Origin of the sequence: Streptomyces sp. NPDC029041 (assembly GCF_040637515.1) — a bacterium.
In the GTDB taxonomy this organism is placed as follows: Bacteria; Actinomycetota; Actinomycetes; order Streptomycetales; family Streptomycetaceae; genus Streptomyces.
Window position 1 is genome coordinate 293,662 of sequence record NZ_JBEZWO010000009.1, and the last position, 24,773, is coordinate 318,434.

General features: G+C 70.0%; 20 protein-coding genes and 3 pseudogenes. 12 read left to right on the forward strand and 11 right to left on the reverse strand.

The window, feature by feature from the left end; translation table 11 throughout:
- Window positions 1-73: 73 nt before the first annotated feature.
- Genes AB0F04_RS25125 through AB0F04_RS25145 form a run of 5 tightly spaced genes read right to left on the reverse strand, consistent with a single transcriptional unit; the run spans window position 74 to window position 4,359 of the window.
- Window positions 74-385 carry an L-rhamnose mutarotase gene (locus AB0F04_RS25125; RefSeq protein WP_362044746.1) on the reverse strand — a complete coding sequence of 104 codons (312 nt, stop codon included), beginning with the start codon at window positions 383-385 and terminating at the stop codon, window positions 74-76.
- The gene (locus AB0F04_RS25130) at window positions 382-1,392 is read right to left on the reverse strand and encodes an aldo/keto reductase (RefSeq protein WP_362044748.1); all 1,011 of its coding nucleotides are present in this window, start codon (window positions 1,390-1,392) and stop codon (window positions 382-384) included. Before AB0F04_RS25130 ends, AB0F04_RS25125 begins: the two co-directional genes overlap by 4 nt.
- A complete protein-coding gene (locus tag AB0F04_RS25135; protein ID WP_362044749.1) occupies window positions 1,389-2,162 on the reverse strand; it encodes an SDR family oxidoreductase in 774 nt (257 codons plus the stop codon). The genes AB0F04_RS25130 and AB0F04_RS25135 overlap by 4 nt, the downstream gene beginning before the upstream one ends.
- Window positions 2,159-3,496: an L-fuconate dehydratase gene (locus AB0F04_RS25140; protein ID WP_362044751.1), complete on the reverse strand. Its 1,338-nt coding sequence runs from the start codon at window positions 3,494-3,496 to the stop codon at window positions 2,159-2,161. The genes AB0F04_RS25135 and AB0F04_RS25140 overlap by 4 nt, the downstream gene beginning before the upstream one ends.
- Before the next feature lie 11 nt (window positions 3,497-3,507).
- On the reverse strand, window positions 3,508-4,359 hold the full coding sequence (locus AB0F04_RS25145) for a fumarylacetoacetate hydrolase family protein (protein WP_362044753.1): 852 nt from the start codon (window positions 4,357-4,359) through the stop codon (window positions 3,508-3,510).
- A gap of 865 nt (window positions 4,360-5,224) precedes the next feature.
- Here AB0F04_RS25145 and AB0F04_RS25150 point away from each other — a divergent pair.
- The 4 genes from AB0F04_RS25150 (at window position 5,225) to AB0F04_RS25165 (ending at window position 9,843) form a co-directional block, all read left to right on the forward strand.
- Entirely contained in the window at window positions 5,225-6,274 is a 1,050-nt protein-coding gene (locus tag AB0F04_RS25150; RefSeq protein WP_362044755.1) for a sugar ABC transporter substrate-binding protein, read from the forward strand.
- Window positions 6,275-6,421: 147 nt separating this feature from the next.
- Entirely contained in the window at window positions 6,422-8,017 is a 1,596-nt protein-coding gene (locus AB0F04_RS25155; RefSeq protein ID WP_362044757.1) for a sugar ABC transporter ATP-binding protein, read from the forward strand.
- Window positions 8,018-8,019: 2 nt separating this feature from the next.
- On the forward strand, window positions 8,020-9,063 hold the full coding sequence (locus AB0F04_RS25160; protein ID WP_362044759.1) for an ABC transporter permease: 1,044 nt from the start codon (window positions 8,020-8,022) through the stop codon (window positions 9,061-9,063).
- Window positions 9,064-9,141: 78 nt separating this feature from the next.
- Window positions 9,142-9,843, forward strand: a complete 702-nt coding sequence (locus AB0F04_RS25165) for an FCD domain-containing protein (protein WP_362044761.1) — start codon at window positions 9,142-9,144, stop codon at window positions 9,841-9,843.
- A gap of 311 nt (window positions 9,844-10,154) precedes the next feature.
- Here AB0F04_RS25165 and AB0F04_RS25170 read toward each other — a convergent pair.
- A pseudogene (locus tag AB0F04_RS25170) lies at window positions 10,155-10,330 on the reverse strand (RICIN domain-containing protein); the annotation flags it as partial.
- A 200-nt stretch (window positions 10,331-10,530) separates the two neighbouring features.
- Here AB0F04_RS25170 and AB0F04_RS25175 point away from each other — a divergent pair.
- Window positions 10,531-11,484: an expansin EXLX1 family cellulose-binding protein gene (locus AB0F04_RS25175; protein ID WP_362044763.1), complete on the forward strand. Its 954-nt coding sequence runs from the start codon at window positions 10,531-10,533 to the stop codon at window positions 11,482-11,484.
- Between the two features lie 178 nt (window positions 11,485-11,662).
- On the opposite strand, the gene AB0F04_RS25180 is transcribed toward AB0F04_RS25175, so the two are convergent.
- Complete coding sequence (locus tag AB0F04_RS25180; protein ID WP_362044765.1) at window positions 11,663-13,888, reverse strand: MMPL family transporter; 2,226 nt, start codon at window positions 13,886-13,888, stop codon at window positions 11,663-11,665.
- Between the two features lie 720 nt (window positions 13,889-14,608).
- On the opposite strand from AB0F04_RS25180, the gene AB0F04_RS25185 reads away from it, so the two are divergent.
- The 5 genes from AB0F04_RS25185 to AB0F04_RS25205 all read left to right on the forward strand — a co-directional run bounded on the left by AB0F04_RS25185 (window position 14,609) and on the right by AB0F04_RS25205 (window position 19,577).
- Window positions 14,609-15,442 carry an alpha/beta hydrolase gene (locus AB0F04_RS25185; RefSeq protein WP_362044766.1) on the forward strand — a complete coding sequence of 278 codons (834 nt, stop codon included), beginning with the start codon at window positions 14,609-14,611 and terminating at the stop codon, window positions 15,440-15,442.
- Window positions 15,443-15,461: 19 nt separating this feature from the next.
- Window positions 15,462-16,367, forward strand: a complete 906-nt coding sequence (locus tag AB0F04_RS25190) for an alpha/beta fold hydrolase (RefSeq protein ID WP_362044767.1) — start codon at window positions 15,462-15,464, stop codon at window positions 16,365-16,367.
- Window positions 16,364-17,953, forward strand: a complete 1,590-nt coding sequence (locus AB0F04_RS25195; protein ID WP_362044769.1) for an FAD-dependent oxidoreductase — start codon at window positions 16,364-16,366, stop codon at window positions 17,951-17,953. The genes AB0F04_RS25190 and AB0F04_RS25195 overlap by 4 nt, the downstream gene beginning before the upstream one ends.
- Window positions 17,950-19,278, forward strand: a complete 1,329-nt coding sequence (locus AB0F04_RS25200; RefSeq protein ID WP_362044771.1) for an amidohydrolase family protein — start codon at window positions 17,950-17,952, stop codon at window positions 19,276-19,278. The genes AB0F04_RS25195 and AB0F04_RS25200 overlap by 4 nt, the downstream gene beginning before the upstream one ends.
- A 122-nt stretch (window positions 19,279-19,400) precedes the next feature.
- Complete coding sequence (locus AB0F04_RS25205) at window positions 19,401-19,577, forward strand: hypothetical protein (RefSeq protein ID WP_362044772.1); 177 nt, start codon at window positions 19,401-19,403, stop codon at window positions 19,575-19,577.
- A gap of 16 nt (window positions 19,578-19,593) precedes the next feature.
- Here AB0F04_RS25205 and AB0F04_RS25210 read toward each other — a convergent pair whose 3' ends face one another.
- The 4 genes and pseudogenes from AB0F04_RS25210 to AB0F04_RS25225 form a co-directional block, all read right to left on the reverse strand.
- Window positions 19,594-20,220, reverse strand: a complete 627-nt coding sequence (locus AB0F04_RS25210; protein ID WP_362044774.1) for a TetR/AcrR family transcriptional regulator — start codon at window positions 20,218-20,220, stop codon at window positions 19,594-19,596.
- 447 nt (window positions 20,221-20,667) lie between these two features.
- Window positions 20,668-21,194, reverse strand: a pseudogene (locus AB0F04_RS25215) (amino acid deaminase/aldolase); the annotation flags it as partial.
- Window positions 21,195-21,247: 53 nt separating this feature from the next.
- Window positions 21,248-22,101 (reverse strand): annotated as a pseudogene (locus AB0F04_RS25220) (MFS transporter).
- 30 nt (window positions 22,102-22,131) lie between these two features.
- Window positions 22,132-22,665 (reverse strand): 2,4'-dihydroxyacetophenone dioxygenase family protein, encoded by a 534-nt coding sequence (locus tag AB0F04_RS25225; protein WP_362044776.1) that lies wholly within the window; start codon window positions 22,663-22,665, stop codon window positions 22,132-22,134.
- Window positions 22,666-22,993: 328 nt separating this feature from the next.
- Between AB0F04_RS25225 and AB0F04_RS25230 the strand changes: the two genes are divergently transcribed.
- Window positions 22,994-23,923, forward strand: coding sequence for an ABC transporter ATP-binding protein (locus tag AB0F04_RS25230; protein WP_362044778.1), 930 nt, complete (start codon window positions 22,994-22,996; stop codon window positions 23,921-23,923).
- On the forward strand, window positions 23,923-24,756 hold the full coding sequence (locus tag AB0F04_RS25235) for an ABC transporter permease (RefSeq protein ID WP_362044780.1): 834 nt from the start codon (window positions 23,923-23,925) through the stop codon (window positions 24,754-24,756). The genes AB0F04_RS25230 and AB0F04_RS25235 overlap by 1 nt, the downstream gene beginning before the upstream one ends.
- Window positions 24,757-24,773: the final 17 nt, after the last annotated feature.

The following is a 24,773-nucleotide window of genomic DNA, read 5'->3' on the forward strand; positions in this document are numbered from 1 at the left end:
GGAGCGCTCCCACTCACTGTGCGTGTCGTTGAAGCAGGTGACGAAGAGGGCTATGCGCAGGGGTGGTTCCCAGTCACAGCTGCCACACCACGGGCAGTGAGGCGTCGGCGCCTTCGGTGGAGTAATCGTGGACGACGTCCAGCAGTTCGGCCATCCTCGCCTGCCAGGCGACGTTGACCGGCAGCTTCTCGAGTGCGGTGATCATCGCCGGGTAGTCCTCGACCTCCAGGAGATGGAACAGGTCGGTACGGCTGCGCCAGATCGTCCACTCACTGACCCCCGCGGCGCGGATGGCCGCGGTCAGTTCCTCGGGGACCTCGCGGTGCGCCGCCTCGTACTCCGCGATGCGGTCGGCACGGATCCTGGTGTGCAGGGCGACTCTCATGGCGCCTCCTTCGACGGTGTGGCGGCGGGGACCGGCGTGTCCGGGGCCAGCAGCTCCTCGGCGTGCAGTTCGTCCCACAGGGCGGCGGGGACGGGGTGTCGCAGCTGATCCACGGTGTCGTGCACTTCCTCGGCGGAGCGGGCTCCGCTCAGGACGCTCGCGACCGTCCGGTGGCCGAACGGGAAGTGCAGGGCGGCCGCGCGCAGCGGCACACCGTGGCGTGCGGCGATCGCCTTGAGCCGCAGCGCGCGGTCGAGCACCGGTTGCGGGACGGGCGCGTAGTCGTATGTCGCACCGGGCCTCGGGTCGGTGAGCAGCCCGGAGTTGAACACCCCTCCGATGATCACGCTCCTTCCGCGGGCGGCGGCCTCGGGCAGTACCTCGGCGAGCCCCTCCTGTTCCAGCAGGGTGTAGCGGCCGGCGAGGAGGACCACGTCGATGTCGGTCTCCCGCAGGAAGCGGGCGGACAGCGCGCAGTGGCTGGTTCCGATGCCGATCGCCTTGACGACACCTTCGTCCCGCAGCCGCTCCAGCGCCGGATAGGCCTCGGTGAGGGCCTGCGCGGCGTGGTCGTCGGGGTCGTGCAGGAGGGCGATGTCGACGCGGTCCAGACCGAGGCGGTTCAGGCTGGCTTCGAGAGAGCGCAGTACGCCGTCGGCGCTGAAGTCCCAGACGCGCCGACGGGTGTCGGAGACGGCGAAGCCGTGCGCGAGGTCGTCGCCCGCGCCGCCCTGCGGATTCGGCTCCAGCAGCCGTCCGACCTTCGTGGACACGGTGTACGCGTCCCGCGGGCGGTCGCACAGCGCGGTGCCGAGGCGGCGCTCGGACAGGCCGAGCCCGTAGTGGGGCGCGGTGTCGAAGGTGCGGATGCCCGCGTCCCAGGCGGCGTCCACGGCGGCGAAGGCCGCCTCGGCGGTGACGGGGCGGTAGAGGTTGCCGATGCCCGCCGCCCCGAATGACAGCTCGGTGACCCGGACACCGGTGCCGCCCAGCGGCGTTGTCCTCATGAGCCGGCCGCCGGGCGGAGCCTGAGCCCCTGCGTTCCGCCGTCGACGGCGAGGGCGGTACCGGTCACGGAGGCGGCGGCCGGGGACGCCAGATAGACCACGGCCGCCGCGATTTCGTCCGCGGTGACCAGGCGGCCGATCGGCTGGCGTGCGTTCAGGGCGGCACGTTCGGCCTCGGGGTCGTCGGCGGCGCCCAGGAGCCGGGCCACCCAGGGGGTGTCGGCGGTGCCCGGGTTGACGCAGTTGACGCGGATGCCCTCGCGGACGTGGTCGGCGGCCATGGCCAGGGTGAGGGACAGCACGGCGCCCTTGCTCGCGGAATACAGGGCGCGTTGCGGGAGCCCGGCCGTGGCCGCGATCGAGCAGATGTTGACGATGGCCGCGGTGCCCGGACGGGCGGTGGCGGTGCGCCGCAGGTACGGCAGGGTGGCGCGGGTGGTGCGCACCATGCCGAGGAGGTTGACGTCCAGGACGCGGTGCCACTGTTCGTCGGGGTTGTCCTCGACGGTGCCGACGGCGCCGATGCCCGCGTTGTTGACGAGGATGTCCAGGCCGCCGAGCCGCGCGGCCGCTTCCTCCACGGCGCGGCGGATCGAGGTGTCGTCGCCGACGTCGGCCTTGAGGGCGTACAGCGGCTCCGGCACGCCGGACACTTCCAGGTCGACCACGGCCACCGCCGCGCCTTGCGCGGCCAGCGTCTGGGCTGTGGCCAGTCCGATGCCGGACCCGCCGCCGGTGACGAGGGCCCTGAGGCCCGACAGCCCGGTCATGCCACCTCCTCCCGTCCGGCGTGGTCGGCGACCCAGAACGTCCCGTCCGGGTAGCGGTACTCGGCGATGGACTCCTCCTTCATCGTGGCGGAGAAACCCGGTGCGAAGGGCGCGGTGTAGTGCCCGTCGCGCATCACCACGGGCACGGTGAAGTGCTGGTGGAGGTGGTCGACGTACTCGATGACCCGGTTCTCGGTGGTACCGGACAGGGCCAGGTAGTCGAACATCGACAGGTGCTGCACCAGCTCGCACAGCCCCACCCCGCCGGCATGCGGACACACCGGCACCCCGAACTTCGCGGCGAGCAGCAGGATGGCCAGGTTCTCGTTGACCCCGCCGACTCGGGCGGCGTCGATCTGGAGCACGTCGAGGGCGCCGGCCTGGAGGAGCTGCTTGAAGATGACGCGGTTCTGCACGTGTTCGCCGGTGGCCACCTTCACCGGCGCGACCGCTTCACGCACGGCGGCGTGTCCGAGGATGTCGTCGGGGCTGGTGGGCTCCTCGATCCAGTACGGGTCGAAGGCGGCGAGCGCGTCGGTCCACCGGATCGCCTCGTCCACGTTCCACCGCTGGTTGGCGTCGATGGCGATGCGTATGCCGTCACCGACGGCGGCACGGGCGGTGCGCAGACGCCGGACGTCGTCCTCCAGGTCCGCGCCGACCTTCAGTTTGATCTGGGTGAACCCGTCGGCGACCGCCTGCTTGGCCAGGCGGGTCAGCTTGTCGTCGGAGTAACCGAGCCAGCCGGGCGAGGTCGTGTAGCCCGGGTATCCGCGGTTCACCAGCACGGCCTCGCGCTCCTCGAGCCCCGCGCGGCCCTCGCGCAGGAGGGCGAGGGCGTCCTCGGGGGTGAGGGCGTCGGCGATGTAGCGGAAGTCGACCTGGGAGACCAGCCACTCCGGTTCGGCGTGGGCGAGCAGACGCCACAGCGGCTGGCCGGCTCGCTTGGCGGCCAGGTCCCACACGGCGTTGACGACCGCGCCGATCGCCATGTGCATCACGCCCTTCTCGGGGCCGAGCCAGCGCAGCTGGCTGTCGCCGATCAGGTCGCGGCTCAGCGAGCCCGGGTCGGCGCACAGCTCCGTGACGGAGCGGCCCACGACGTGGTGGCGCAGTGCGCCGATCGCGGCGACCTGCACATCGTTGCCGCGTCCGATGGTGAAGGTGAAACCGTGGCCCTCGAGCCCGTCACCGGCGTCGGTGCGCAGCACGACATAGGCGGCGGAGTAGTCGGGGTCCGGGTTCATCGCGTCGGAACCGTCCAGCTCCCGCGAGGTGGGGAAGCGGACGTCGTAGGTGTCGACCGCGGTGATCCGGGGTGAGATGGCAGTCAAGGGGGTGCCTTTCACGCTTGGCCGAGGGTCTGGCGCTGGCTGCCGAGCCTGTCGACGCAGAGTTCGACGGTGTCGCCGGAGCGGAGGTAGGGAGTGCCGGGCAGGCCGAGGGCCACGCCCGCGGGCGTTCCCGTGTTGATCACGTCGCCCGGCTCCAGGACCATGTACTGACTCAGGTACGCGACGATGTGATCGACCGGGAAGATCATGTCCCGGGTGTGCCCGTTCTGCCGCTTCACGCCGTTGACGCTCAGGTGCAGCCCGAGGTCCTGCGGGTCGCCGACCTCGTCCGCGGTGACCAGCCAGGGCCCGAGGGGGTTGAAGGTCTCGCAGGACTTGCCGAGGTCCCACTGCGAGGAGTACTCCAGCTGGAACTCGCGCTCCGAGACGTCATGGCTGATCGCGTACCCGGCTATGACGGCGTGCGCGGCCTCGGGACCGTCCAGGTACCGCGCCCGGCGGCCGATGACGACCGCCAGCTCGACCTCCCAGTCCGTCTTCACCGAGCCGCGCGGAACGAGTACCTGGTCGTAGGGCCCGACCACGGTCCCCGGGTCCTTCATGAACACCACCGGCCGCTCCGGGATCGCGGCACCGGTCTCGGCGGCGTGGTCCCGGTAGTTCAGGCCGACGCAGACGATCTTTCCGGGGCGGGCGACGGGCGGACCGATCCGCAGGCCGTCAGCCTCCAGAACGGGGAGGGCTCCCGCCGCGACCGCGGCACGGGCACGGTCGATGCCGTCCGAGGCGAGGAACGCGCCGTCAACGTCGGAGGTCACGGAGGACAGGTCCAGCAGCCGGCCGTCGTCGGTGCGGACAGCGGGCCGCTCTTCGCCGGGGGCACCGACGCGTAGCAGTTTCACTGGCGTTTCCCTTGCCATAGGCGGGTTCAGGGAGGGACGGTCGGTCGTACGGGCGGGTCATCGCCGCCGGTAGAGCCCCGACCGGACCATGCGGAGCGCCTCAGCGGCCCGTTCCCTGAGTCATCGGATGAATGGCGGCATCGAGACTGTAGACGCAGGAGCACCCGCTGGCAACGGATTCCTCGGATGTATTCTCCCCGTCGGGGGCGTTCACCCGGGAAGGACGGGCCATTTCAACCCGGTAACCGCTGACGTACGGGCGACGACCGAGATGTCGTCCGATGACTTCGGGCGAGCCATGTGCGGCAGAGTCCGCTGGTGGGAGCGCTGACCTCGTGCCGCCGGACCTGACCGGAGTGGGTGACAGCAGCCCGGCGGCGCCGTTCCGTCGCCGTGACAGCCCAGCGGACGCAGTGGTCGTTGCCGAATCGTGAGCCGCGGCCGCCCGGTGCGACCCGATCAACCGATTGGGCATAGGCGCAGCTCACAGGTCGGCTCACTGGTCCTCCTGACGCGTTCGTGCGGGACCGCTCGGCATGGTTTCGCCCTGCTGCGCAATTCAACGGCTGCGGAGCCTTGTCAACTTCGGCAACCCCGTCGTAACGTCCTCGACGTCCGAGAGACATCGGAGGAATGCTCCAGGGTCCCCTGGCGCCTTTCGAACGGTTGGATACAGCCCCTGACCTGCGTCTCTCGGGCAGGCTCTCCCTCCTTTCCGTCCCCTCGGGCGCGGTCCCGCACTGCCTTGTGCCGGGCCACCCTCTGCCCGGCCCGCTGCCTCGCCCGCCCTCTCCGGCAGGCGAGTACGCCTTCCTCTCATCGCTGTCTCGCGGTCCTCCGCCCCGTCAAAGGAGACAACATGGCCATGAAGCTCACTCGCACCCGCTCCACTGCCACAGCCGCCACCGCCGTGCTCGCGGTCCTCGCCCTCGCCACCGCGTGCAACCGGGGCGGCTCGGAGTCGGCCGCCTCGGGCGGTGACAAGCCGGCCATCGGCATCGACCTGCCGCGTTCCGACTCCGACTTCTGGAACTCCTACGCGCAGTACCTGAAGAAGGACCTCAAGGCGGACGGCATCAACGCCCTGCCGGTCAGCAACTCGCAGAACGACGTCACCAAGCTCGTCGCCAACGTCCAGGTCTTCCAGAACACCGGAGCGAAGGCCGTCGTCATGGCGCCCCAGGACACCGGCGCCATCGCCTCCACCCTCGACACCCTCGCGTCCAAGAAGATCCCCGTGGTCAGTGTCGACACCAGGCCTGACAAGGGTGAGGTCTACATGGTGGTCCGCGCCGACAACCGGGCGTACGGCACCAAGGCCTGTGAGTTCCTCGGCAAGCAGCTCGGCGGCAAGGGCAAGGTGGCCGAGTTCCAGGGCTCCCTGGACTCCATCAACGGCCGCGACCGTTCGGAGGCTTTCGCCGAGTGCATGAAGACCAAGTTCCCGAAGATCAAGGTCTTCGAGCTTCCCACGGAGTGGAAGGGTGACGTCGCCTCCGCCAAGCTGCAGTCGCTGCTGGCCCAGCACCCGGACCTGAACGGTATCTACATGCAGGCCGGCGGCGCGTTCCTCCAGCCCACCCTGGCGCTGCTGGAGCAGAAGGGCCTGCTCAAGCCGGCCGGCGAGAAGGGCCACATCAGCATCGTCTCCAACGACGGCATCCCGCAGGAGTTCGACGCCATCCGCAAGGGCCAGATCGACGCCACGGTCTCCCAGCCCGCCGACCTCTACGCCAAGTACGCCCTCTACTACGCCAAGGCCGCGGCAGAGGGCAAGACGTTCAAGCCGGGTGCGACCGACCACGGCTCGACGATCGTCAAGATCCCGATCGGGCTGGAGGACCAGCTGCCCGCCCCGCTGGTGACCAAGGACAACGTGGACGACAAGTCCCTGTGGGGCAACAACGTCGGCTGACAACCGGCAGCCACCGCCGCGTCAACGCCGGAGGACCCCACCCCCCTCCCCCGGCTGCGGCACCCCGACCCGGATCCGGCCGGCTCCTTGCTCCCCGGTTCACGATCCCCGGCCCCCACCATCCGTACCCGAAGGACGGTATCCAGCATGGCGGACACCGCCACCCGCCCGGCGAGCGGCCCCGGAACCCGGGCCCCGGTCGCCGAGGCGACCGGCATCAGCAAACGATTCGGCGCCACCGTCGCGCTGCGCGACGCCCGCATCAGCATCGCCGAGGGCGAAGCGCACGCCCTGGTGGGGCGCAACGGCGCCGGCAAGTCGACGCTCGTGTCCATCCTCACCGGTCTCCACCAGCCCGACACCGGTTCGCTGCGCTTCTCCGGTGCGCCGGCGCCCGCCTACGGCGACCTCGACGCCTGGCGCGCCAAGGTCGCCTGCGTCTACCAGCGGTCCACCATCATCGGTGATCTGACCGTCGCCGAGAACCTCTTCCTCAACCGGCAGAGCCCCGGCGCGGTGCGCCCCATCCGCTGGAAGCAACTCAGGCAGCGGGCGGAGGAACTCCTCGGCGAGTACGGCGTGGCCGTCGACCCCGCCGCCAGGGCCAGGGACCTGACCGTCGAGCAGCGGCAGTTCGTGGAGATCGCCCGCGCACTGTCCTTCGGAGCCCGGTTCATCATCCTCGACGAGCCCACCGCCAAGCTCGACGCCCGCGGCATCGGCCGCCTCTTCGGCAAGCTCCGGGACCTGCAGGAGCAAGGCGTCGCCTTCCTCTTCATCTCCCACCACCTGCAAGAGGTCTACGACCTCTGCACCACCGTCACCGTCTACCGCGACGCGGCCCACATCCTCACCGCACCCGTGGCCGAACTGGGGCACCACTCCCTCGTGGAGGCCATGACCGGTGACGCCGCCTCCGTGGCAGCAGGCCCCGTGAACGCGTCCCCGACCGCACCGGCCGACGGGACGGAGCTGCTGCGCATCGACGCCCTCACCCTGCCCGGCGCCTGCGAGGACCTCTCCCTGGCGGTGCGCTCCGGCGAGGTGATCGGGCTCGCCGGAGCGGCGGCCAGCGGCAATGTGCAGGTGGGCGAGACCGTCGCCGGTCTGCACCGTGCCGAGGCCGGCCGGATCACCGTCGGCGGCACAGTCGTACGCACCGGCAGCGTGCCGTCCGCCCTGGCCGCCGGAGTGGGTTTCGTCCCCGAGGACCGCCATCTGCAGGGCCTGGTCAACAACCGGAGCGTGGCGGAGAACGCGACGCTCACCGTCACCGATCAGCTCGGCCCGTTCGGCACCGTCCTGCCCGCCCGCACCAGGGTTTTCGCCCAGCACATGATCCGCGACCTCGACATCAAGACCCCGGCGGCCAACACCCCGGTCTCCGCGCTCTCGGGCGGCAACCAGCAGAAGGTCGTCGTCGCCCGCGCCCTGGCCACCGATCCGCACGTCCTGGTGGCCATCCGTCCCACCAACGGCGTCGACGTCAAATCCAAGGAGTTCCTTCTCGGCCGGATCCGGCGGGCCGCCGACGAGGGCAAGGCCGCCCTGATCGTCTCCGACGAACTGGACGACCTCAGAACCTGCGACCGCGTCGTGGTCATGTTCCACGGACGGGTGGTCGCCGAGTTCGACCGCGGCTGGAAGGACGAGCACGTCGTCGCCGCCATCGAGGGCGTCGCCGACACCACCACTGCATCCGCCGCGTCCACCGCGTCCGGCACTCACCAGCACGGAAGGTAGCCATGTCCGCCACCACAGATGTCACGGAGCCCGCACCGAGCACAACGGAGCAGGCCGCGGCGGACACCGCCCGGCACCGGCTCGACCTCGGCCGTTTCCGTGAACTGTCCCTGGTCCCGGCCATCCTCGTGCTGGGCCTCATCGGTTTCATCGTCTCGCCGGCCTTCCTGACCGCCGACAACCTCATCGGAGTGGCGCAGCAGTCCACCGAACTGAGCCTGCTCGTCCTGGCCACCGCCCTCATCCTCATCTGCGGGCGCATGGACCTGTCGCTGGAATCGACCATCGGCGTGGCCCCGGTCATCGCCGTTTGGCTCGTCCTGCCGACGACCGGTGGGCGGTTCAACGGCCTCGGGCTCTTCCCCGAGTGGACGGCCATCCCGTTGTGCCTCCTGGTCGGCGTGGCGATCGGCGTTCTGAACGGCTTCCTCATCCTCAAGCTGCGGCTCAACGGGTTCATCGTCACCCTCGGCGGGCTGACGATGCTGCGCGGACTCCAAGTCGCCCTCTCCGAGGGCCAGTCGATCGTGGAGCTGCCGTCCTCGTTCACCTACCTGGGCAAGGCGTCCTGGCTCGGCGTACCGGCGGCCATCTGGATCTGCGCGCTGCTGTTCGCCGCGGGGGGCAGCGCACTGGCCTGGTTGCGGCACGGCCGGGCGCTGTACGCCATCGGCGGCAACGCCGAGGCGGCACGCACCGCCGGCATCCGTGTCGACCGGATCGTGTGGGTCGTCCTCATCATCGGCAGCCTGCTCGCCGCGTTCGCCGGCATCCTCTACAGCGGCCACTACGGCTCGATCTCGGCGACCCAGGGCAGTGGCTGGATCTTCCAGGTCTTCGCCGCGACCGTCATCGGCGGGGTGAGCCTCAACGGGGGCAAGGGCTCGGTGTTCGGCGCCCTCACGGGAGTCCTGACCCTCCAGCTCGTCGTCAACGTCATGACGCTGGCGGGCGTGCCGGCGCTGTGGAACCAGTTCCTGAACGGCGCGATCATCATCGTCGCCTTGATCATCTCTCGTTTCGCCTCCGGCGAGAAGCAGGAGTAGCGGTCGCCCGCTCCGCCCCGGCCCCGTGCCGAGTGGCGGAGCGGCGCTCGTACGTCCCCGGCACAGGAAGGCACGCACGTGGCACTCACCGACGAGGCGATGGACAAGATCAAGGCGATGATCGTCGCAGGCGAACTCGCGCCCGGCTCCCGCCTGCCGAAGGAGGAGGTACTCGCCGCGCAGCTGGGCCTGTCCCGCAACTCGCTGCGGGAGGCCGTCCGCGCGCTCACCGCGATGCGCATCCTCACCGTGCGGCAGGGGGACGGCACCTATGTGTCCAGCCTGGAGCCCCATCTCCTCCTCGAGTCGCTCTCCTTCGCCTCGGACGTCTCCCAGGGGCGGACCGCCCTGCAACTGCTCCAGGTGCGCAGGCTCCTGGAGCCACAGGCGACCGGGCTGGCCGCCGCGCTGCTGACCTCCGAGGACCTGCAAGAACTCGGCGACCTCCTGGAGCGGTCCAAGTCGGCCGCCACGGTCGAGGAGTTCATCGCCCACGACATCGCCTTCCACGTGAGGATCGTCGAAGCCGTCGGCAACCCGGTGCTGTCCATGCTGCTGCGCGTGTTGTCCACCAGCACCCAGCGGGTACGCATCGTCCGGGCCAGCCAGGCCCGCCGTGCGGTGGCCCACGCGCACCGGGACCACGAGCAGATCCTCGGCGCGCTCCGGTCCCGCGACGCCCTGCTGGCCGCTTCGGCCGCGACGGTGCACATCACCGCCGTCGAGCAGTGGCTGGCGGCCAGCCTGAACGAGGCACCGGAGGAACCTCTCGCCGGCTGACCGCGCCCGTCCCCCTTGCTCCCGCCGCCGCCCGACGCCCCCTCCCATGCCGGCCGGGCGGCGGCGGGTCATTCATGCCGCGGCACGGCACCGCAGGAGCGTCCGAGCAGGTGATGCGGCCGGGCGGCAGCGCATGGGGACGTCGTACGCACAGGGGCGATACCGAAGTGGCACATCACTGGTCTCTGCATAACAGCCCTCCAGCTCTCCAGCCCTCACGTGACCGTCGGGACGGCATGAGCGGCCCGGGCGTGTACCGAGCAGAGGTCGGCGCCCGAAGCGACGGCAGCCGGCGGTGCGCTTCCGGCGTCTCAGGAAGTGGCCCTGCTGTGAGGCCAGTCGGAAGCTGGAAGTGATGCGTACGGCTGCTTCCCGACGGTGGCTCGTCGGCGGTGCTGCCCCCGTCGACGGCCAGGCAGAGCCCGCTGCAGCGGTTGATGAGGACGCAGGAGCCGTCACCGGTGGGCGTGACGGCCCAGTGCTGCCGGGAGGGCTCTGGTGTCCGTCGCGCGGGCGTCGAGCTGGTCCTCGTTCATGGGTTCAGTCGGCCGGCCGGCCACCCACCAGCGGGGGGCGCTCCGTCCAAGCCGGGTCGGCGCCAGGGACCCGGAAATCGTCGGCAACCTTTTCGCTTCCCACGGTCACTGAGTAGTGCACCACGTCTCGATCTTCCGAAACGGACAGTCAATGAACACTCCAAGGCAGGCCGCGCGGCAGCGCAGACACAGACGCACGCTCATCCTGGGCACCACGGTGGCGCTGACCACCGTGAGCGTTCTCGCCTACCTGCTCATGTGGTCCTCACCCGACCGCACCGCGGATGCAAGACCTGCCGCGTCTACCCCCTTCGCCACCCCCCACAAGAAGGCCGCCACCGCCACAGCCACCAGGACAAGCACCCCGAGCCCGACGGCGAGCCCGACCGGGTCCCCCAGCCCCAAGGCATCCGCGACCACGACGACAGCGGCGCCGTCCCCCAAAGACACCCCCCAGCCGCCGCGAGAGGCGTCGAACACGACCCCGTCAGCAGGACGGATCAAGCCCGGCGCGACCTATCAGGGCGTCGCCACCGCCTACAAGGCCGGTGTCGGAGACGGCGCCTGCCTGTTCGGCCCGAGCCCCGACCTCATGATCGCGGCCATGAACACCACCGACTACGAGACGTCCAGGGCGTGCGGCGCGTACGTGCTCGTCCGGGCGGCCAACGGCAAGTCCGTCACCGTACGGATCACCAACGAATGCCCCCTGCCCTGCGCACCCGGGCAGATCGACCTCAGTGAACAGGCCTTCGCCAAACTCGCCGACCTCAAGCTCGGCCGACTCCCCATCACCTGGAGCCTGGTCAGTCCGAGCACGATCGGCCCGATCTCCATCAGGTACAAGACCGGGTCCAGCCAGCACTGGTGCGCCATCCAGGCGATCAACCACAGGAACCCGGTCACCGGGCTGGAGGTCCGCACCGCGGGCGGCTGGCGGCAACTGCCCCGCACCGCCTACAACTACTTCATCTCCGCCGACGGCGGCGGGTGCGGCGGTGCGATCAGAATCACCGACATCTACGGCGAACGGCTGACCATCACCGGACTCGAGGTGCGGGCGGACGTCGTCCAACCCACCCAGGTCCAGTTCGCCCGGCACTGAGCCCACCGCCCGTCCGAAGCCACCGGCGGTTCCCCTCGACGTCCGGATGGCATGGGCGACGGCCGCGCACCAGCGGCCGGCCGTTGCGGACCTGTGACGACGCACCCGCCGCACGGCGTGAGGGGCGGCTGCACAGCATCGCTGTGCAGCCGCCCGCGTGACGGGGATGCGTCCCGGCTCAGGACACCGGCTCGGGTTCCGAGGCGGGCTTTGGTTCCGAGGCGGGCTCGCTGGGCTTGGGTACGGCCTTCTGCAGACGTGTGCCCTCGACGTCGAGGTCGGGCAGGACACGGTCGAGCCAGGCGGGCAGCCACCAGGCGTGTCGTCCGGCGAGGGCGAGGACGGCAGGGACCAGGGTCATGCGGACGGCGAAGGCGTCGACGGCCACGCCGACGGCCAGCGCGAAGGCGATGGGCTTGATCAGGGCGTCGTCGAGCGGGAAGAACCCGGCGAAGACGGTGAACATGATCAGGGCGGCCGCGGTGACGACCCGTACGCTGTGCCGCGCGCCGTCGATCACCGACCCGCGGGCCACGCCGGTGTGGACCCACTCCTCCCGCATCCCGGAGACGAGGAACACCTCGTAGTCCATGGCGAGTCCGAACAGCACGCCGACCAGGATGATCGGCAGGAAGCTGACGACCGGACCGGTGTGGTCCAGGCCGAAGGCGTCCGCCAGCCAGCCCCACTGGAACAGAGCGACGACCATGCCGAGCGCGGCGCCGACCGACAGCAGGAATCCGACGGCGGCCTTGAGCGGGATCAGCAGCGAGCGGAACACCATGGTCAGCAGGATCAGGCTCAGCCCGACGACGATCAGCATGAACGGCAGCAGGGAGTCGCTGAGCCGGTTGGAGACGTCGATGTTGACGGCGGTGGTTCCGGTGACCGCGACCCTCGCTCCGGACGTCTCGCGGATGTCCGGGGCCGCGGCCCGTATGTCGCGGACGAGGCGGCCGGTGCGGGCGCTGTCGGGACCGGTCTCGGGGATGACCTGGATCACCGTCTGCGCGGGATCGCGCGTGGGCTGCGGCGGCAGCACCGCCTTGACCCCGTTGAGGTTCCTCAGCTCCCGCGCGGCGTCCGCACCCGCCGACGCCCCGGACCGGCCCTTGGCCTCGGTCAGCACCAGAAGCGGGCCGTTGAAGCCGGGGCCGAACTTGTCGTCGACCATGTCATACGCCTTGCGCTCCGTGGAACTCACCGGGGCCGAGCCGTTGTCCGGCAGGGCGAGACGCAGGTCCGCCGCCGGGAGTGCGAGCGCCACCAGGATGCCGGCGACGGCCAGAACGGTCAGCAGGGGCCTGGCGACGACCGACTTCACCCAGCGGGTGCCCAAAGCGGCCCTTCCTGCGGATTCGCCGGAGTCGACGGCCTGCCTGGCCGCCTTGCTGCCGGCCTTGGGGGTCAGCCGGGCGCCGAGGAATCCGGCGAGAGCCGGAAGCAGCGTGATCGCGGCCAGGACGGCGATGAGGACGGCACCGGCGGCGCCGAGGCCCATCGTGGTCAGGAACGGGATGCCGATGACACTGAGTGCGGCGAGGGCGATGATCACGGTGCTGCCGGCGAAGACGACCGCGCTGCCGGCCGTGCCGTTGGCCAGCGCGATGGATTCCTGCGGGTCGGCTCCGCGGGCGAGCTGCTGGCGGTGGCGGGAGAGGATGAACAGGACGTAATCGATGCCCACGGCCAGACCGAGCATCAGCGCGAGCGTGACGGCCGTGGAGGAGACGCTGACCGCCGGGGCCAGGGCCAGCAGCCCGGTCAGTCCCACCGCCACGCCGAGCAGGGCGGGCAGCAGCGCCATTCCCGCGGCGAGCAGTGAGCCGAACGTGACGACGAGGACGAGCAGGGCGACCGCGACACCGATGATCTCGGACGGGCCGATGTGGACACCCTTGCTGCCGTAGACGCTGCCGCCCACGAAGGTCTTGAGTCCGTCCTTCTCGGCCGCCTTGGCCACCTGCTCGATGGCGTCCAGGGATGAGGCGCGCACCTCGGGCTGCTGCACGGAGTACTGCACCTGCACGATCGCGGTGGTCCGGTCGGCCGAGACGGCGCCCGAGGCGGTCGGGCCTATGACGGCGCTGACCTGGGGCACCTTCGCGGCCGCCGCCTCTGCTCCGGCGATGGCCGCCGTATAGGGGGCCTCGGTGACGCGGTGGCCCTCGGGGGCGGTGAAGACGATCTGGGCGGCCGCTCCGGATGCCTCGGGCAGCGTCCTGCCGAGCGTGTCCAGGGCCCGCTGGGATTCGGTCCCCGGCACGGTGAAGCGGTCGTCGAGCTTGCCGCCGAGGACACCGACGCAGGTGATGAGCGCGGCCAGGACCGCGAGCCAGATGGCGAGCACCAGCTTGCGGTGGCGGTAGGCACTTCGGCCCAGCCGGTGGAGCAGGACAGCCATGACGAACTCCCAAAGTCGGTGGAGAGATTCCCGGACGCCTCGACACGGACGCCGGACGGGCGGTGCAGCGCCGCACGTCGACTCGAACCGATCCGTGCGACTGACTTTATCACTCGCTCAAGTCAACTGCACAAGTCGCTTGCCTGAAATCATTCACCTCACCCGCGAATGCCGTCGTGATGGGCAGGCGTCGAGAGCGCCGGACCCAAGGGCGTGCGCGACGGTGTGTCCGAGGACCTCGCCGGTGACGTCGTCGAGGTCGGCCCCCAGGACGACGACATCCTCGGCCTCTCGCCGACCGCCCTGTCGGGTACGGGGGTTGCGAGGGTCACGGCCGTGACGTCGGGCCGGTCCGACAGACGGCGGATGCCACGACACGACACCGCCACTCCCGCTCGCGGCCTCCCGTACGACGGCCGCACCCATCCGTACCGCTGCCGCGAACCCCGGACGCGGCGTCGGCGGAGGTGCACCCCACCAGTGGAATTCGAAGGCCGGCCGGTGGGCGCCTCGTACCGGCCGAGGCTTCTCGTGCACGTCCCGGCAGCGGCCGGATGCGTTGCCGGGCGCCGCGCGGTGTGGCCGGCGGGCTGCCAACCGCTCACCCGGCACCGACACATGGCCCGACTTGCGTGGCCACGGTGCCGACCAGCGCGGTGCGGCCTCTCCGGTCGGACCCTCGCTTGACACGACCACCTTATCGGTAACAGTGTATCCATTATGAGTACCTGGTCTGACCCCCAACCCGATTCCCGGTTCATCACGGTGGGCGGTCTGCGGATCCACTACAAACGCGCCGGGCAGGGCCCGGCACTCGTCCTGCTGCACGGCAGCGCTTCGTCGCTACAGCACTTCGACCATGCGGCGGGCCTGCTGTCGGAGTCGTTCGACGTCATCCGCCCCGACCTGCCGGGGTTCGGCCTGACCGGCCCCCGCGAGGACCGCGACTACCGCATCCCGGCCTACGCCGCGACGGTGGCGGACTTCCTGGAGGCACTGGGGGTGCCGCACTACGCGGTCGCCGGCAATTCACTGGGCGGCAACATCGCCTGGAACCTCGCTCTGGACCATCCGGAGCGGCTGACCGGCCTGGTGCTGGTCAACGCCACCGGGTACCCGGAGAAGGAGATACCGGCAGGCATGCGCCTGACGCGCAACCCGCTGCTGCGCCCTGTGTTGCGGCGGGTGATGCCGCGCGGCGCCATCGAACGCAACCTCCGCGCGAACGTCGGCCCCCGCTCCACGGTCGTCGACGACGCCATGGTGGACCGCGCCCACCAGCTCATGAACCGGCCCGGGAACCGCTCGGCCTTCGTCGACTTCTGCAACACCGACCAGCCCGACCGCAGCGCGCAGATCCCCCGCATCGCGGCGCCCACGCTCGTGCTGCGCAGCGCCCGCATCGAGGGCCAGCACTTCAGCCGCGACATCCCCGGCGCCGTGGAGCTGGTGCATCCCGACGGCGGTCACCTGCTGCCGGAAGAGGAACCGCAGTGGGTCGCGGACGCGATCGCGAAGTTCCTCCGCTCCTCCGCCGACACGCCCACGCTCTGAGGCCTAGGAGGCCCGTCCCATGAAGTACTTCGTCGCCTCCGGCGAGGACCGCCGGCTCACCGCCGACTCACGGCCGGCCCTGCGCGGCAGCTTCATCGAGCTGTCCGACGGTGTCACGCACTACGAACTGAAGGGCCCCGAGGACGGGGATCTGGTCGTGATGGCGGGCGGACTGACCATCCCGCTGTTCTACTGGGACGGCCTCGTCAGCGAGCTGCACGCCCGCGGGCTGCGGACTCTGACCTGCAGCGCGTACGGCCGCGGCTACTCGGACCGGGTGCGGGCGCGGTACGACGAGAGGCTGTTCGCGCGGCAGCTGGCCGAGCTGACGGACCGGCTCGGCCTGACGACGCGGCCACTGCACCTCATCGGTACCTCCATGGGCGCGCTCGTCGCCATGACCTACGCCGCGCAGCACCGCTCACTGGTGTCCACCCTCACCATCGCCGGACCCGCCGGTCTCGCGAAACCGCGGGCGACCTCCCCTCACCGGCTGCTGCGCAGCGATCTACTGGCGGGCGTCGTCGCCCGGCGGCGCGGCAGCCAGATCCTCCAGGGGCACCTCCGGCACAACGTACGAGACCCCGAGCTCGGCGCGAAACTGACGGACATGGTCCTCGACGCCTTCCGCTTCGAGGGTTCGCTCTACGCGGTCTTCGACACGCTGCAGCACCTGCCGCTCTCCGGTCGCGACGATCTCTTCCGGCAGACGGGTGCGCTGGGTATTCCCACCCTGCTCCTGTGGGGCGACGAGGACAACGTCACGCCACTGACGCACTTCGACACGGCACGCACCCTGCTGAAGCCCCAGCACCATCATGTAGTTCCTGAATGTGGCCATATGGCGCCGTTCGAGCGCCCTCGATACGTCGCAGACCAGATCGCCCCGTTCGTGGCCGAACGCGCCGAAACGCTCGGCTCATGAGCAACGCACATGTCATCGACGTACTGGTCGTCGGTGCGGGCCCTTCGGGTTCCGCCGTGGCGATCGACCTCGTACGGAGGGGACTCGACGTACGGATCGTCGACAGGTCTCCCCATGCCTTCGACGGCTCCCGCGCCAAGGGGGTCCAGCCCCGCAGCCTGGAAGTCCTCGAAGACCTCGGTGTCCTGAGCGACGTGCTGGCCGGTGGCAGCACCTACCCCAAGCTCGGGATCCATGCGGGCCCCCTCGCCGTGCCCTGGAAGATGTTCACCCACAGGGAGGCGACGCCGGACATCCCGTACCCGAACACCTGGCTGATCCCTCAGTTCCGCACGGACCGCGCCCTGCACGACCGGCTCAACGAGCTCAGCCATGAGATCGAGTTCGGCAGGGAACTGACCGAGCTGACGCAGGACGAGGACACGGTGGTCGCCAAGGTGGCGGGCGCGGACGGCACGGAGGAGATCATCGCCCGGTACGTCGTGGGCGCTGACGGCGGTTCCAGTGCGGTGCGCAAGCAACTCGGCATCGGTTTCGTCGGGACGACGGACGAGAGCGATCGAATGCTGATCGTGGATGCCTCGGTGACCGGTCTCGGCCGTGACCGGTGGCACATGTGGCCTGGCCGGGGCGGCAGGTTCATCGGTGCCTGCCCGCTCCCGCACAGCGACATGTTCCAGTGGATGATCCGCCTCACACCGGACGAGGAACCGCCTTCGCAGAAGGACGACATCGTCCAGCGGATCCACTCCCACACCCGCGACCGGCGCATTCAGCTGCACGACATCCACTGGACGTCGGTGTTCCGGCCCAACATCCGCCTGGCCCAGAGTTATGGCCGCGGGCGGGTCTTCCTCGTCGGTGACGCCGCGCACGTCCACACTCCGGCCGGCGCCCAGGGCCTGAACACCGGCATACAGGACGGCTACAACCTCGGCTGGAAGCTCGCGCAGGTCCTCGCCGGGGCGGACGAGACGCTGCTGGACACCTACGAGGCCGAGCGGCAGCCGATCGCCGCCGGAGTCCTGGGCCTGTCCACGGAGAAGTGGGGCGGCATCGCCAAGCTCGACCCGTCGAGCATGAAGCGAGGCAAGGACGAGCAGCAGCTGGCCCTGACCTACTACGGCGGCCCGCTCGCCCCCGCCGACGGCATGCGTACCACGACACTGCGCGTGGGTGACCGCGCCCCGGACGCCGAACTGCTCAGCGCCGACGGGACCTGGACCCGGTTGTTCGACGTCTTCAGCGGGCCGGAATTCACCGCCATCGCCTACGGCCCGGGTGCCGCCCGCGGCCTCGAAGACCTCGCGTGGCCGACGACGGGCGCCCGACTGAAGCGGCTCACCGTCCAACCGGCCGCCGACGGCCGAACCTTCGCCGACTCGAAGCACACACTGCGCCGTGCCTACGGCCTGACCGGCGACACGCTGCTGCTGATCCGTCCCGACGGCTACATCGGGCACATCGCCACTTCCGACTTCCTCACCACCATACGAACCGCCGTGCGGGCGATGACGCCGCAGGCAAGGAGCCGCACCATGTCCCAGCAGAGGCACACCTCCTCCGGTTCGGGGGGCACTGCATGAGCCGCGTACTCCTGCGCGGAGCGCAGGTCATCACGATGACTCCGGACCGGCCCGACGCCGAGCACGCCGACATCCTCGTCGACGGCGACCGCATCGCCGCCGTCGGCGAGAGCATCGAGGCGCCCGACGCCGAAGAGGTCGACTTCTCCGGCCGCATCGTCATGCCGGGCCTGGTCAACGTCCACCTGCACACCTGGCAGACCGCGCTGCGCTCGGAGGGCGCCGACTGGACGCTGATGCAGTACCTCACCCACCTCCACGGCGAGTGCGTCGGGCACTACACCCCGTCCGACATGTACATCAGCAACTTCGCCGGCGCACTGAACCAGCTCAACTGCGGCACGACCACCCTCGGCGACTGGTGTCACAACGTCCTGTCGCCCGAACACGCCGACGCGGCAGTCGACGGCCTGGCCCACGCCGGGATCCGCGCCGTCTTCCTGCACGGCACTCCCTACCGGTCGCCGGACATCCCCCACCCGCTCGCCGAGATCGACCGGCTGCTCGACGGGCCTTTCCGCGACCACGCCCTTCTCACCCTGGGCATGGCAGTCCAGGGCCCGCAGTACTCCTCCCCCGAGGCCGCGGTGGCCGATTTCCAAGCCGGCGCGGAACGCGGTCTCGTCGTCTCGATGCACCAGAGCGGCGGGGAACCCGCACCCGGCTGGGAGGCCGTGCGCGCCGCCGGGCTGTTCAGCCCTCTGACCAACATCGTGCACGGAGTCGGCCTGCCCGACCACTGGCTCAAGACGCTCGTCGAGGCGGGTGTCACCTTCACCTCCACCCCCGAGAACGAACTGGGCCAGGGGCACGGCACACCCGTCACCGGGTCACTGCTGCACCTGGGCGCCGCGCCCTCGCTGGGTACCGACATCGACACCGCCGTGCCCGGCAAGCTCCTCACCGCCGCCCGGATCGCCCTGGCCCACCAGCGCAGCCTGGACCATGCCCGTCACGTGCAGACGACCGGAACGCACGCCAACACGCCCTCGGTCACCGCCAAACAGGCACTGGCCTGGGCCACAGTCGAAGGGGCGAAGGCACTGGGCCTGGCCGACCAGGTGGGCCGGATCGAGGTGGGCATGCAGGCCGACCTGGTCGCCGTCGACGCCCGGGCACTCAACCTGTGGCCGGCACACGACCCGGTCGCCACGGTCCTGCACGCCGACATCGCGAACATCGAAGCCGTGATGGTCGCCGGCACCTGGCGCAAACGCGATCACACCCTGCTCGCATCCCGACTCGACGAGGTCAAGGACCAGCTCCGAGAGTCCGGAGAGCGGCTGCTGCGCACCATACACGGTGCCGTGGGCTCCCCCTCCTGACACGGCCCCGAACCCAGGAGCCACGCGCCGACGAGCACAACACTCCGTGTTGGCCGGCGCGATGGCCACCCCTCCTCATATCCGCACACCGCAACCCCGCCAGGAGCAGACAGGGCATCGGTGTGACGGTGGCACCGGAGAACGCGGTGCCTCTGCGCTGGTCGCGCCATGCGCGGCGGATCGGGACCGGCTACTTCCGGGAGCTGGTGGTCTTCAGCAGAAAGCAGCCTTCCCGACTGGCGGAACGCTACCGGGACATGCTCACCTCTGTGGAGCTGCCGCTGACCAACCTGTCGTAGTGATCACGTCGCTCGGTCAGGCCTCGTCGCGCAGGCGAGCAAGCCCGCTGATGAGGAGTTCGAGGCCGAAGGAGAACTCGTCCTCGATCGGAACCGGCATCACCCCGGCCACGGTCACGGTGGCCGGGAACAGGTCCGGATCCACGCTCTGGAAGACGGCCGCCGACTCTGCGTCGTCGGACCGTCCTGCGCCGCCCTGCCCGGTGACCTGCACGGCGAACCCGAGGACGTAGCGGGCCAGAGTCGCATACGCGTACGCGGCCACTCGTGGCGGGAAACCACTGTCGAGCAACACCGCGACACAGCGCTCCCGCAATGCCATGGCGTTCGGTCCCATGGGAATCTGCTCGACCAGCAGGCGTGCCGCGTTACTGTGCCGGGCCAAGGCGCCGAACATGGTGTGCGCGACCGTCCGCAGCGCCCGCTCCCAGCCCATCGTGAGGAGTTCGTCACCGTTCAGCTCCACGATGCCGAACATGCGGTCCACGACATGAGCGACCAGAGCTGCCCGGTTGTCGAAGTGCCGGTACAGCGTCGCGGTGCCCGAGCCCAGACGCTGGGCCAGCGTCCGCATCGAGAGAGCGTCGGAGCCCTCCTCCTCCACGATCCGCAGTGCGGTGGCGACGATACGCTCCAACGGCACGGGCGGCCGCCCCGGAGAACGCCGAGCCGATGCCCTCGTGCCTTCTCGCGCAGGACCCTTTTCTGCCACGGAACGTCGACCTCCTCCGTCGGCACCATGACAGCAACACCGTAGCCGATACGAAGGCCGCCCGTCGGACGAGGCGCTTGATCATTCCCCCAGCACCCTGCGAAACGGCGTTGACGACGGCGAAGTCATGCACCTTCGATGCGGGGTCGATCGCTTCCAACTGCTGTGGGAGCAGCAGTTGGAGGGGGACGAGAGTCGCCGTCCAGTAGCCGAACCAGGCCAGGCCGAACAGGGTGGTCCATGCGCGGGAGACGGGGGCGGTCGGTCCGTGGCCGGCATCCGCCCCCGCGGTGCCGGGCGACGCAAAGGCAGGACGGTGGAACTCTGCGGACATCGGGCCTCCGAGGGGACGGGCAGGAGCCCTGAGCGGGGACGGGATCAGAGGAAGGCGTGACCTTCGCCGCGGTAGGTGGGGACCTGCTCAACGATGTCGTCGCCCGACACCAGGTGGAGGGTGTTGACGCGTTCGCACAGTTCGCCCGCCTTGGCGTGGCGGAACCACACGTGCTCCCCCAGCCGCAGTCCGTGCGCCGCGCGGCCCAGGACCGGGGTCTGGACTTCTCCGGCCCCTTCCCTGGGGTTCGTCCGCAGGCCATGGGGCCAGCTCGGGGTGGGCTGACGGTCCGGGCCCGGCGGGCCGGAGGCGATCCAGCCGCCGCCCAGCACGGTGGCGATCCTGGCAGTCGGACGGCGTACGACGGACATGACGAAGTAGGCGGCGGGCCGGGGTTGGAAGTGTCGGTAGAAGTCGAACAGTCCCGGCCCGTACAGACCCGACCCGGCACGGACCTCGGTGATGACGTGTTCGGCCGCGGTCTGCTCGATGGGCCCGTGCCGCCGCCGTTGACGAACTCCAGCGGTGCGACGGCTTCGACGGCGGCGCCAGCGGCGGCTCGCCGGTCGGCCGGTCAGAAGATGCTCGCCGGTCAGACGCAGCACCTCGCGGCTGTCCTCGCTCTCAGTCCGGGAGAGCACCAGGTGACCTATGAGCTTTGACGGTCAGCAGGTACGTAGGGGTGAAGGTGACGATGATGATGAACCAGGTCAGGTAGCAGCACGCGATCGCCATGCACAGGACGATGTTGCGGTGTCGCAGAACCTCCCGCACCGACGGCCTGGGGGCGGCCGTCGTCTCGGGGGCGGCCTCGGCATCGGCGGTGGCGACCTGGATCCGGCCGCCGGGCGGCACCTCCCTGACCGACTTGGCGATCCAGACCGCGATGAGCAGACCAGGCACGATCGTCACGAGCAAGGCTGTGCGCCAACCATGCAGCTCGGCCAGCCACACCACCGCCAGCGGGGCGAGGATCCCGCCCATCAGGCCTGCCGACGAGCCCTGGAGCAGCCCCATGTTGAGCCCGCGACGGCCCTCCCGGGACGCCTCCACCATCAGTGACTGGGCCAGCGGCAGCACGGTGCCCTCCCCCACGCCATCAGGGCCCGGGCGACGAGGAGACCGAGGAAGCCGGTCATCAGCCCGCCCGCCGCGGAGAAGCAGGAGAAGAGGACCACCGCGGCGATCAGAATGGGTTTGCGTCTGCCGAGCTTGTCCGACAGATGGCCGGCCACCAGCCCGGACAGTGCCCAGGTGAGTGCCAGCACTCCGGACAGTGTGCCCAGTTCGGTGTTGGACAGATGGATTTCCTTGCTGATGAAGGGGGCGAGGAACGGCAACGCCTGGCGGTCGAAGAAGACGAATCCGAAGGCCAGGAAAAGGATCAGCAGCAGCCGGTTCTCATAGCGGCGGGCAGTGGTGTCGGTGGCCGCGGACGCTTCTGCTTCGGGCCGCATGCGGGCACGGATACGTGGCATCGAAACCTCGTTCGAGCGATGGGACCGGGGTCACCGGAAGAGCGAGTTGACGTAGTCGGCACCGATGCCGACCTTGTCGTAGTGGTTCCTGCACAGCTCGATGTAGTCGTGGACATCGAAGTAGCCGGTGGTGTCGCCGTCCTCGTCCAGCCATATCAACGGACCCTTGACGACGAAGAACGCCTTCATCGGCTCGTCGCTCTCGTAGGCCACCAGCGTGTGTCCCTCGCCGGGGGCCTCGTAGACGAAGTCACCGGCCCGCGCGGTCCAGGGCCGCTCCAGGTAGCCCCACTTGCCGGAGATCGTGTACGCGAACACCTCGTGCGGGTGGTAGTGCCGGTTGACGAGTCCGGCCTGCTTGGCGCAGAGGGTGTCGGCCCAGGAGTTGTCCTTGACGTTGATCCACAGCGGGCGGGAGCCGACGGTCTCGCTGAGCGGTGCGTAGTACCGGTCGTCATCGGTGGCCGCCTGGGACAGATAGACCTCCGGTTGTGCGTCGGGCTTCACCGAGTCGGTGATCGGCTTGAGGCCCTTCCAGAATTCCGACCTGGCTTCCTCGGGCATGTTTCGGCTCCTTCTCGTCGAGGTGGCCGACAGTGAACCCCTGGAGCCGTGGCCAGGTCTTTCCCGTGGGAGACATGGCGGATTGCCCGTTTGGGACATGCGCCCTCTCCACGACTCCAGTGCGCGGCGGTGGGCCGGCTCCCCCGCCCACCCGCCGGGGTGTCATACCTGAGGCGTACCGGTGATCAGCGCCGAGTGGCACCGCCGTACCACTCGGGCGGTCAAGTGTCCCCCGTAGTCCCAGGGGTTCGGGCCGGCCTCGCTTCTAACGTCGACTGCACAGGCCGCGGCGCTCGCCCGGCCGAGTCCGAGGGAAAGGCCCACACCCGTGATCGAAGCGCGTGAGCTGACCAAACGGTACGGCGACAAGACCGTCGTCGACGAGTTGAGTTTCACCGTCAAGCCCGGTGAGGTCACCGGCTTCCTCGGCCCCAACGGTGCCGGCAAGTCCACCACCATGCGCATGATCGTCGGCCTGGACTCCCCCACCAGGGGCTCGGTGACGGTCAACGGCAAGTCGTACGCGAAGCACATGGCACCGCTGCACGAGATCGGCACCCTGCTGGAGGCCAGGTCCGTCCACCCCGGCCGCAGCGCGTTCAGCCATCTGATGGCGCTCGCCCACACGCACGGCATTCCGCGCCGCCGGGTCGACGAGGTCATCGAACTGGCCGGGCTGACCAGCGTGGCCGGTAAGCGGGTCGGGGCCTTCTCGCTCGGGATGGGCCAGCGGCTCGGTATCGCGGCGGCCCTGCTCGGCGACCCCGCGATCGTCATGCTCGACGAGCCGGTCAACGGCCTCGACCCCGAGGGCGTGCTGTGGGTGCGCAATCTGCTGCGTTCGCTGGCCGACGAGGGCCGGGCGGTGATGCTCTCCTCGCACCTGATGAGCGAGACGGCGATGATCGCGGACCATCTGGTGATCATCGGGCGTGGGCAGCTGCTCGCGGACACCACCGTCGACGACTTCACCCGGGAGGCAAGCGGCGGCGGCGTGAAGGTCGCCTCCGCCGAAGCCGGCAGGCTGCGTTCGCTGCTGGCGGGGCCGGACACGACGATCTCCTCCTCGTCCGCCGAGGAACTCCTGGTCTTGGGACGCGACGCCCGGGAGATCGGACGGATCGCGGCCGAGCACGGGGTGGCGTTGTACGAACTCACCCCGCAGGCCGTCTCGTTGGAGGCGGCCTTCATGGACCTGACCAGGGACGTCGTCGAGTACCAGAGCCATCCCGTAGAGACCGAGCGAACGGCAGCCTGATGACCATCACCGAAATCTCCCCCACCCGGGCAGGCACCCGGGCCTACAAGGTCACCGGTCCGCGGGTGGTGCGCGCGGAGTGGGCCAAGTTCTGGTCGTTGCGTTCCAGCTGGATCACCCTCGCCGTAGCCGTGGTCCTGCTGATCGCCCTCGGCTCGATTGCCTCCGCCACCTACAGCCCCAACGCGGCCGCCCAGGGCGGACCGCCGGGGCCCGGCTCCGGCGAGCAGGACGCTGTCAGCCTCGCCCTGCTCGGGGTGACCTTCGCGTCGCTGGCCGTCGGTGTGCTCGGCGTCCTGTCGTCGGCCGGCGAGTACACCACCGGCATGATCCGCTCCACCCTCACCGCCGTCCCCCGCCGCCTCCCGGTCCTGTGGTCCAAGGCTGCCGTGATCGGCCCCGTCATCCTGGTCCTGACCACGCTCGGTGCCCTGGCCGCGTTCCAGCTGGGCACCGTGGGCCTGGACGGCGAGAAGATCGCCCTGTCCCTGGGCGACGACGGTGTACTGCGCAGCCTGGCCGGTGCCGGCCTCTACCTCGCCCTCGTCGCCGTCGCGGGTGTCGCCCTGGGCATCCTGCTGCGCTCCAGCGCCGGCGCGATCGCGGTCCTGGTCGGCGTCCTGCTCATCCTCCCGGGCCTGGCCTCCCTGCTGCCCGACTCCCTCTACGACGACATCAACCCCTACTTCCCCAGCAACGCGGGCTCGGCGATGTACGCCCTGCACGAGTCCTCCGACGCCCTCTCCTCCGGAGCGGGACTCGCCGTCTTCGCCGGCTGGGTGGCCCTCACCCTCGCCGGAGCCGCCTGGCGGCTCCTCAAGAGCGACGCCTGAACGTGCGAGACAGTTGG

Bases quoted from the DNA above. Each gene is read 5' to 3' on its own strand.
- AB0F04_RS25200 (WP_362044771.1), top strand. From the start codon at position 17,950: ATGAGCCGCGTACTCCTGCGCGGAGCGCAGGTCATCACGATGACTCCG.
- AB0F04_RS25180 (WP_362044765.1), bottom strand. From the start codon at position 13,888: ATGGCTGTCCTGCTCCACCGGCTGGGCCGAAGTGCCTACCGCCACCGC.
- AB0F04_RS25190 (WP_362044767.1), top strand. From the start codon at position 15,462: ATGAAGTACTTCGTCGCCTCCGGCGAGGACCGCCGGCTCACCGCCGAC.
- AB0F04_RS25155 (WP_362044757.1), top strand. From the start codon at position 6,422: ATGGCGGACACCGCCACCCGCCCGGCGAGCGGCCCCGGAACCCGGGCC.
- AB0F04_RS25175 (WP_362044763.1), top strand. From the start codon at position 10,531: ATGAACACTCCAAGGCAGGCCGCGCGGCAGCGCAGACACAGACGCACG.
- AB0F04_RS25235 (WP_362044780.1), top strand. From the start codon at position 23,923: ATGACCATCACCGAAATCTCCCCCACCCGGGCAGGCACCCGGGCCTAC.
- AB0F04_RS25135 (WP_362044749.1), bottom strand. From the start codon at position 2,162: ATGACCGGGCTGTCGGGCCTCAGGGCCCTCGTCACCGGCGGCGGGTCC.
- AB0F04_RS25160 (WP_362044759.1), top strand. From the start codon at position 8,020: ATGTCCGCCACCACAGATGTCACGGAGCCCGCACCGAGCACAACGGAG.
- AB0F04_RS25130 (WP_362044748.1), bottom strand. From the start codon at position 1,392: ATGAGGACAACGCCGCTGGGCGGCACCGGTGTCCGGGTCACCGAGCTG.
- AB0F04_RS25150 (WP_362044755.1), top strand. From the start codon at position 5,225: ATGAAGCTCACTCGCACCCGCTCCACTGCCACAGCCGCCACCGCCGTG.
- AB0F04_RS25225 (WP_362044776.1), bottom strand. From the start codon at position 22,665: ATGCCCGAGGAAGCCAGGTCGGAATTCTGGAAGGGCCTCAAGCCGATC.
- AB0F04_RS25185 (WP_362044766.1), top strand. From the start codon at position 14,609: ATGAGTACCTGGTCTGACCCCCAACCCGATTCCCGGTTCATCACGGTG.
- AB0F04_RS25125 (WP_362044746.1), bottom strand. From the start codon at position 385: ATGAGAGTCGCCCTGCACACCAGGATCCGTGCCGACCGCATCGCGGAG.
- AB0F04_RS25195 (WP_362044769.1), top strand. From the start codon at position 16,364: ATGAGCAACGCACATGTCATCGACGTACTGGTCGTCGGTGCGGGCCCT.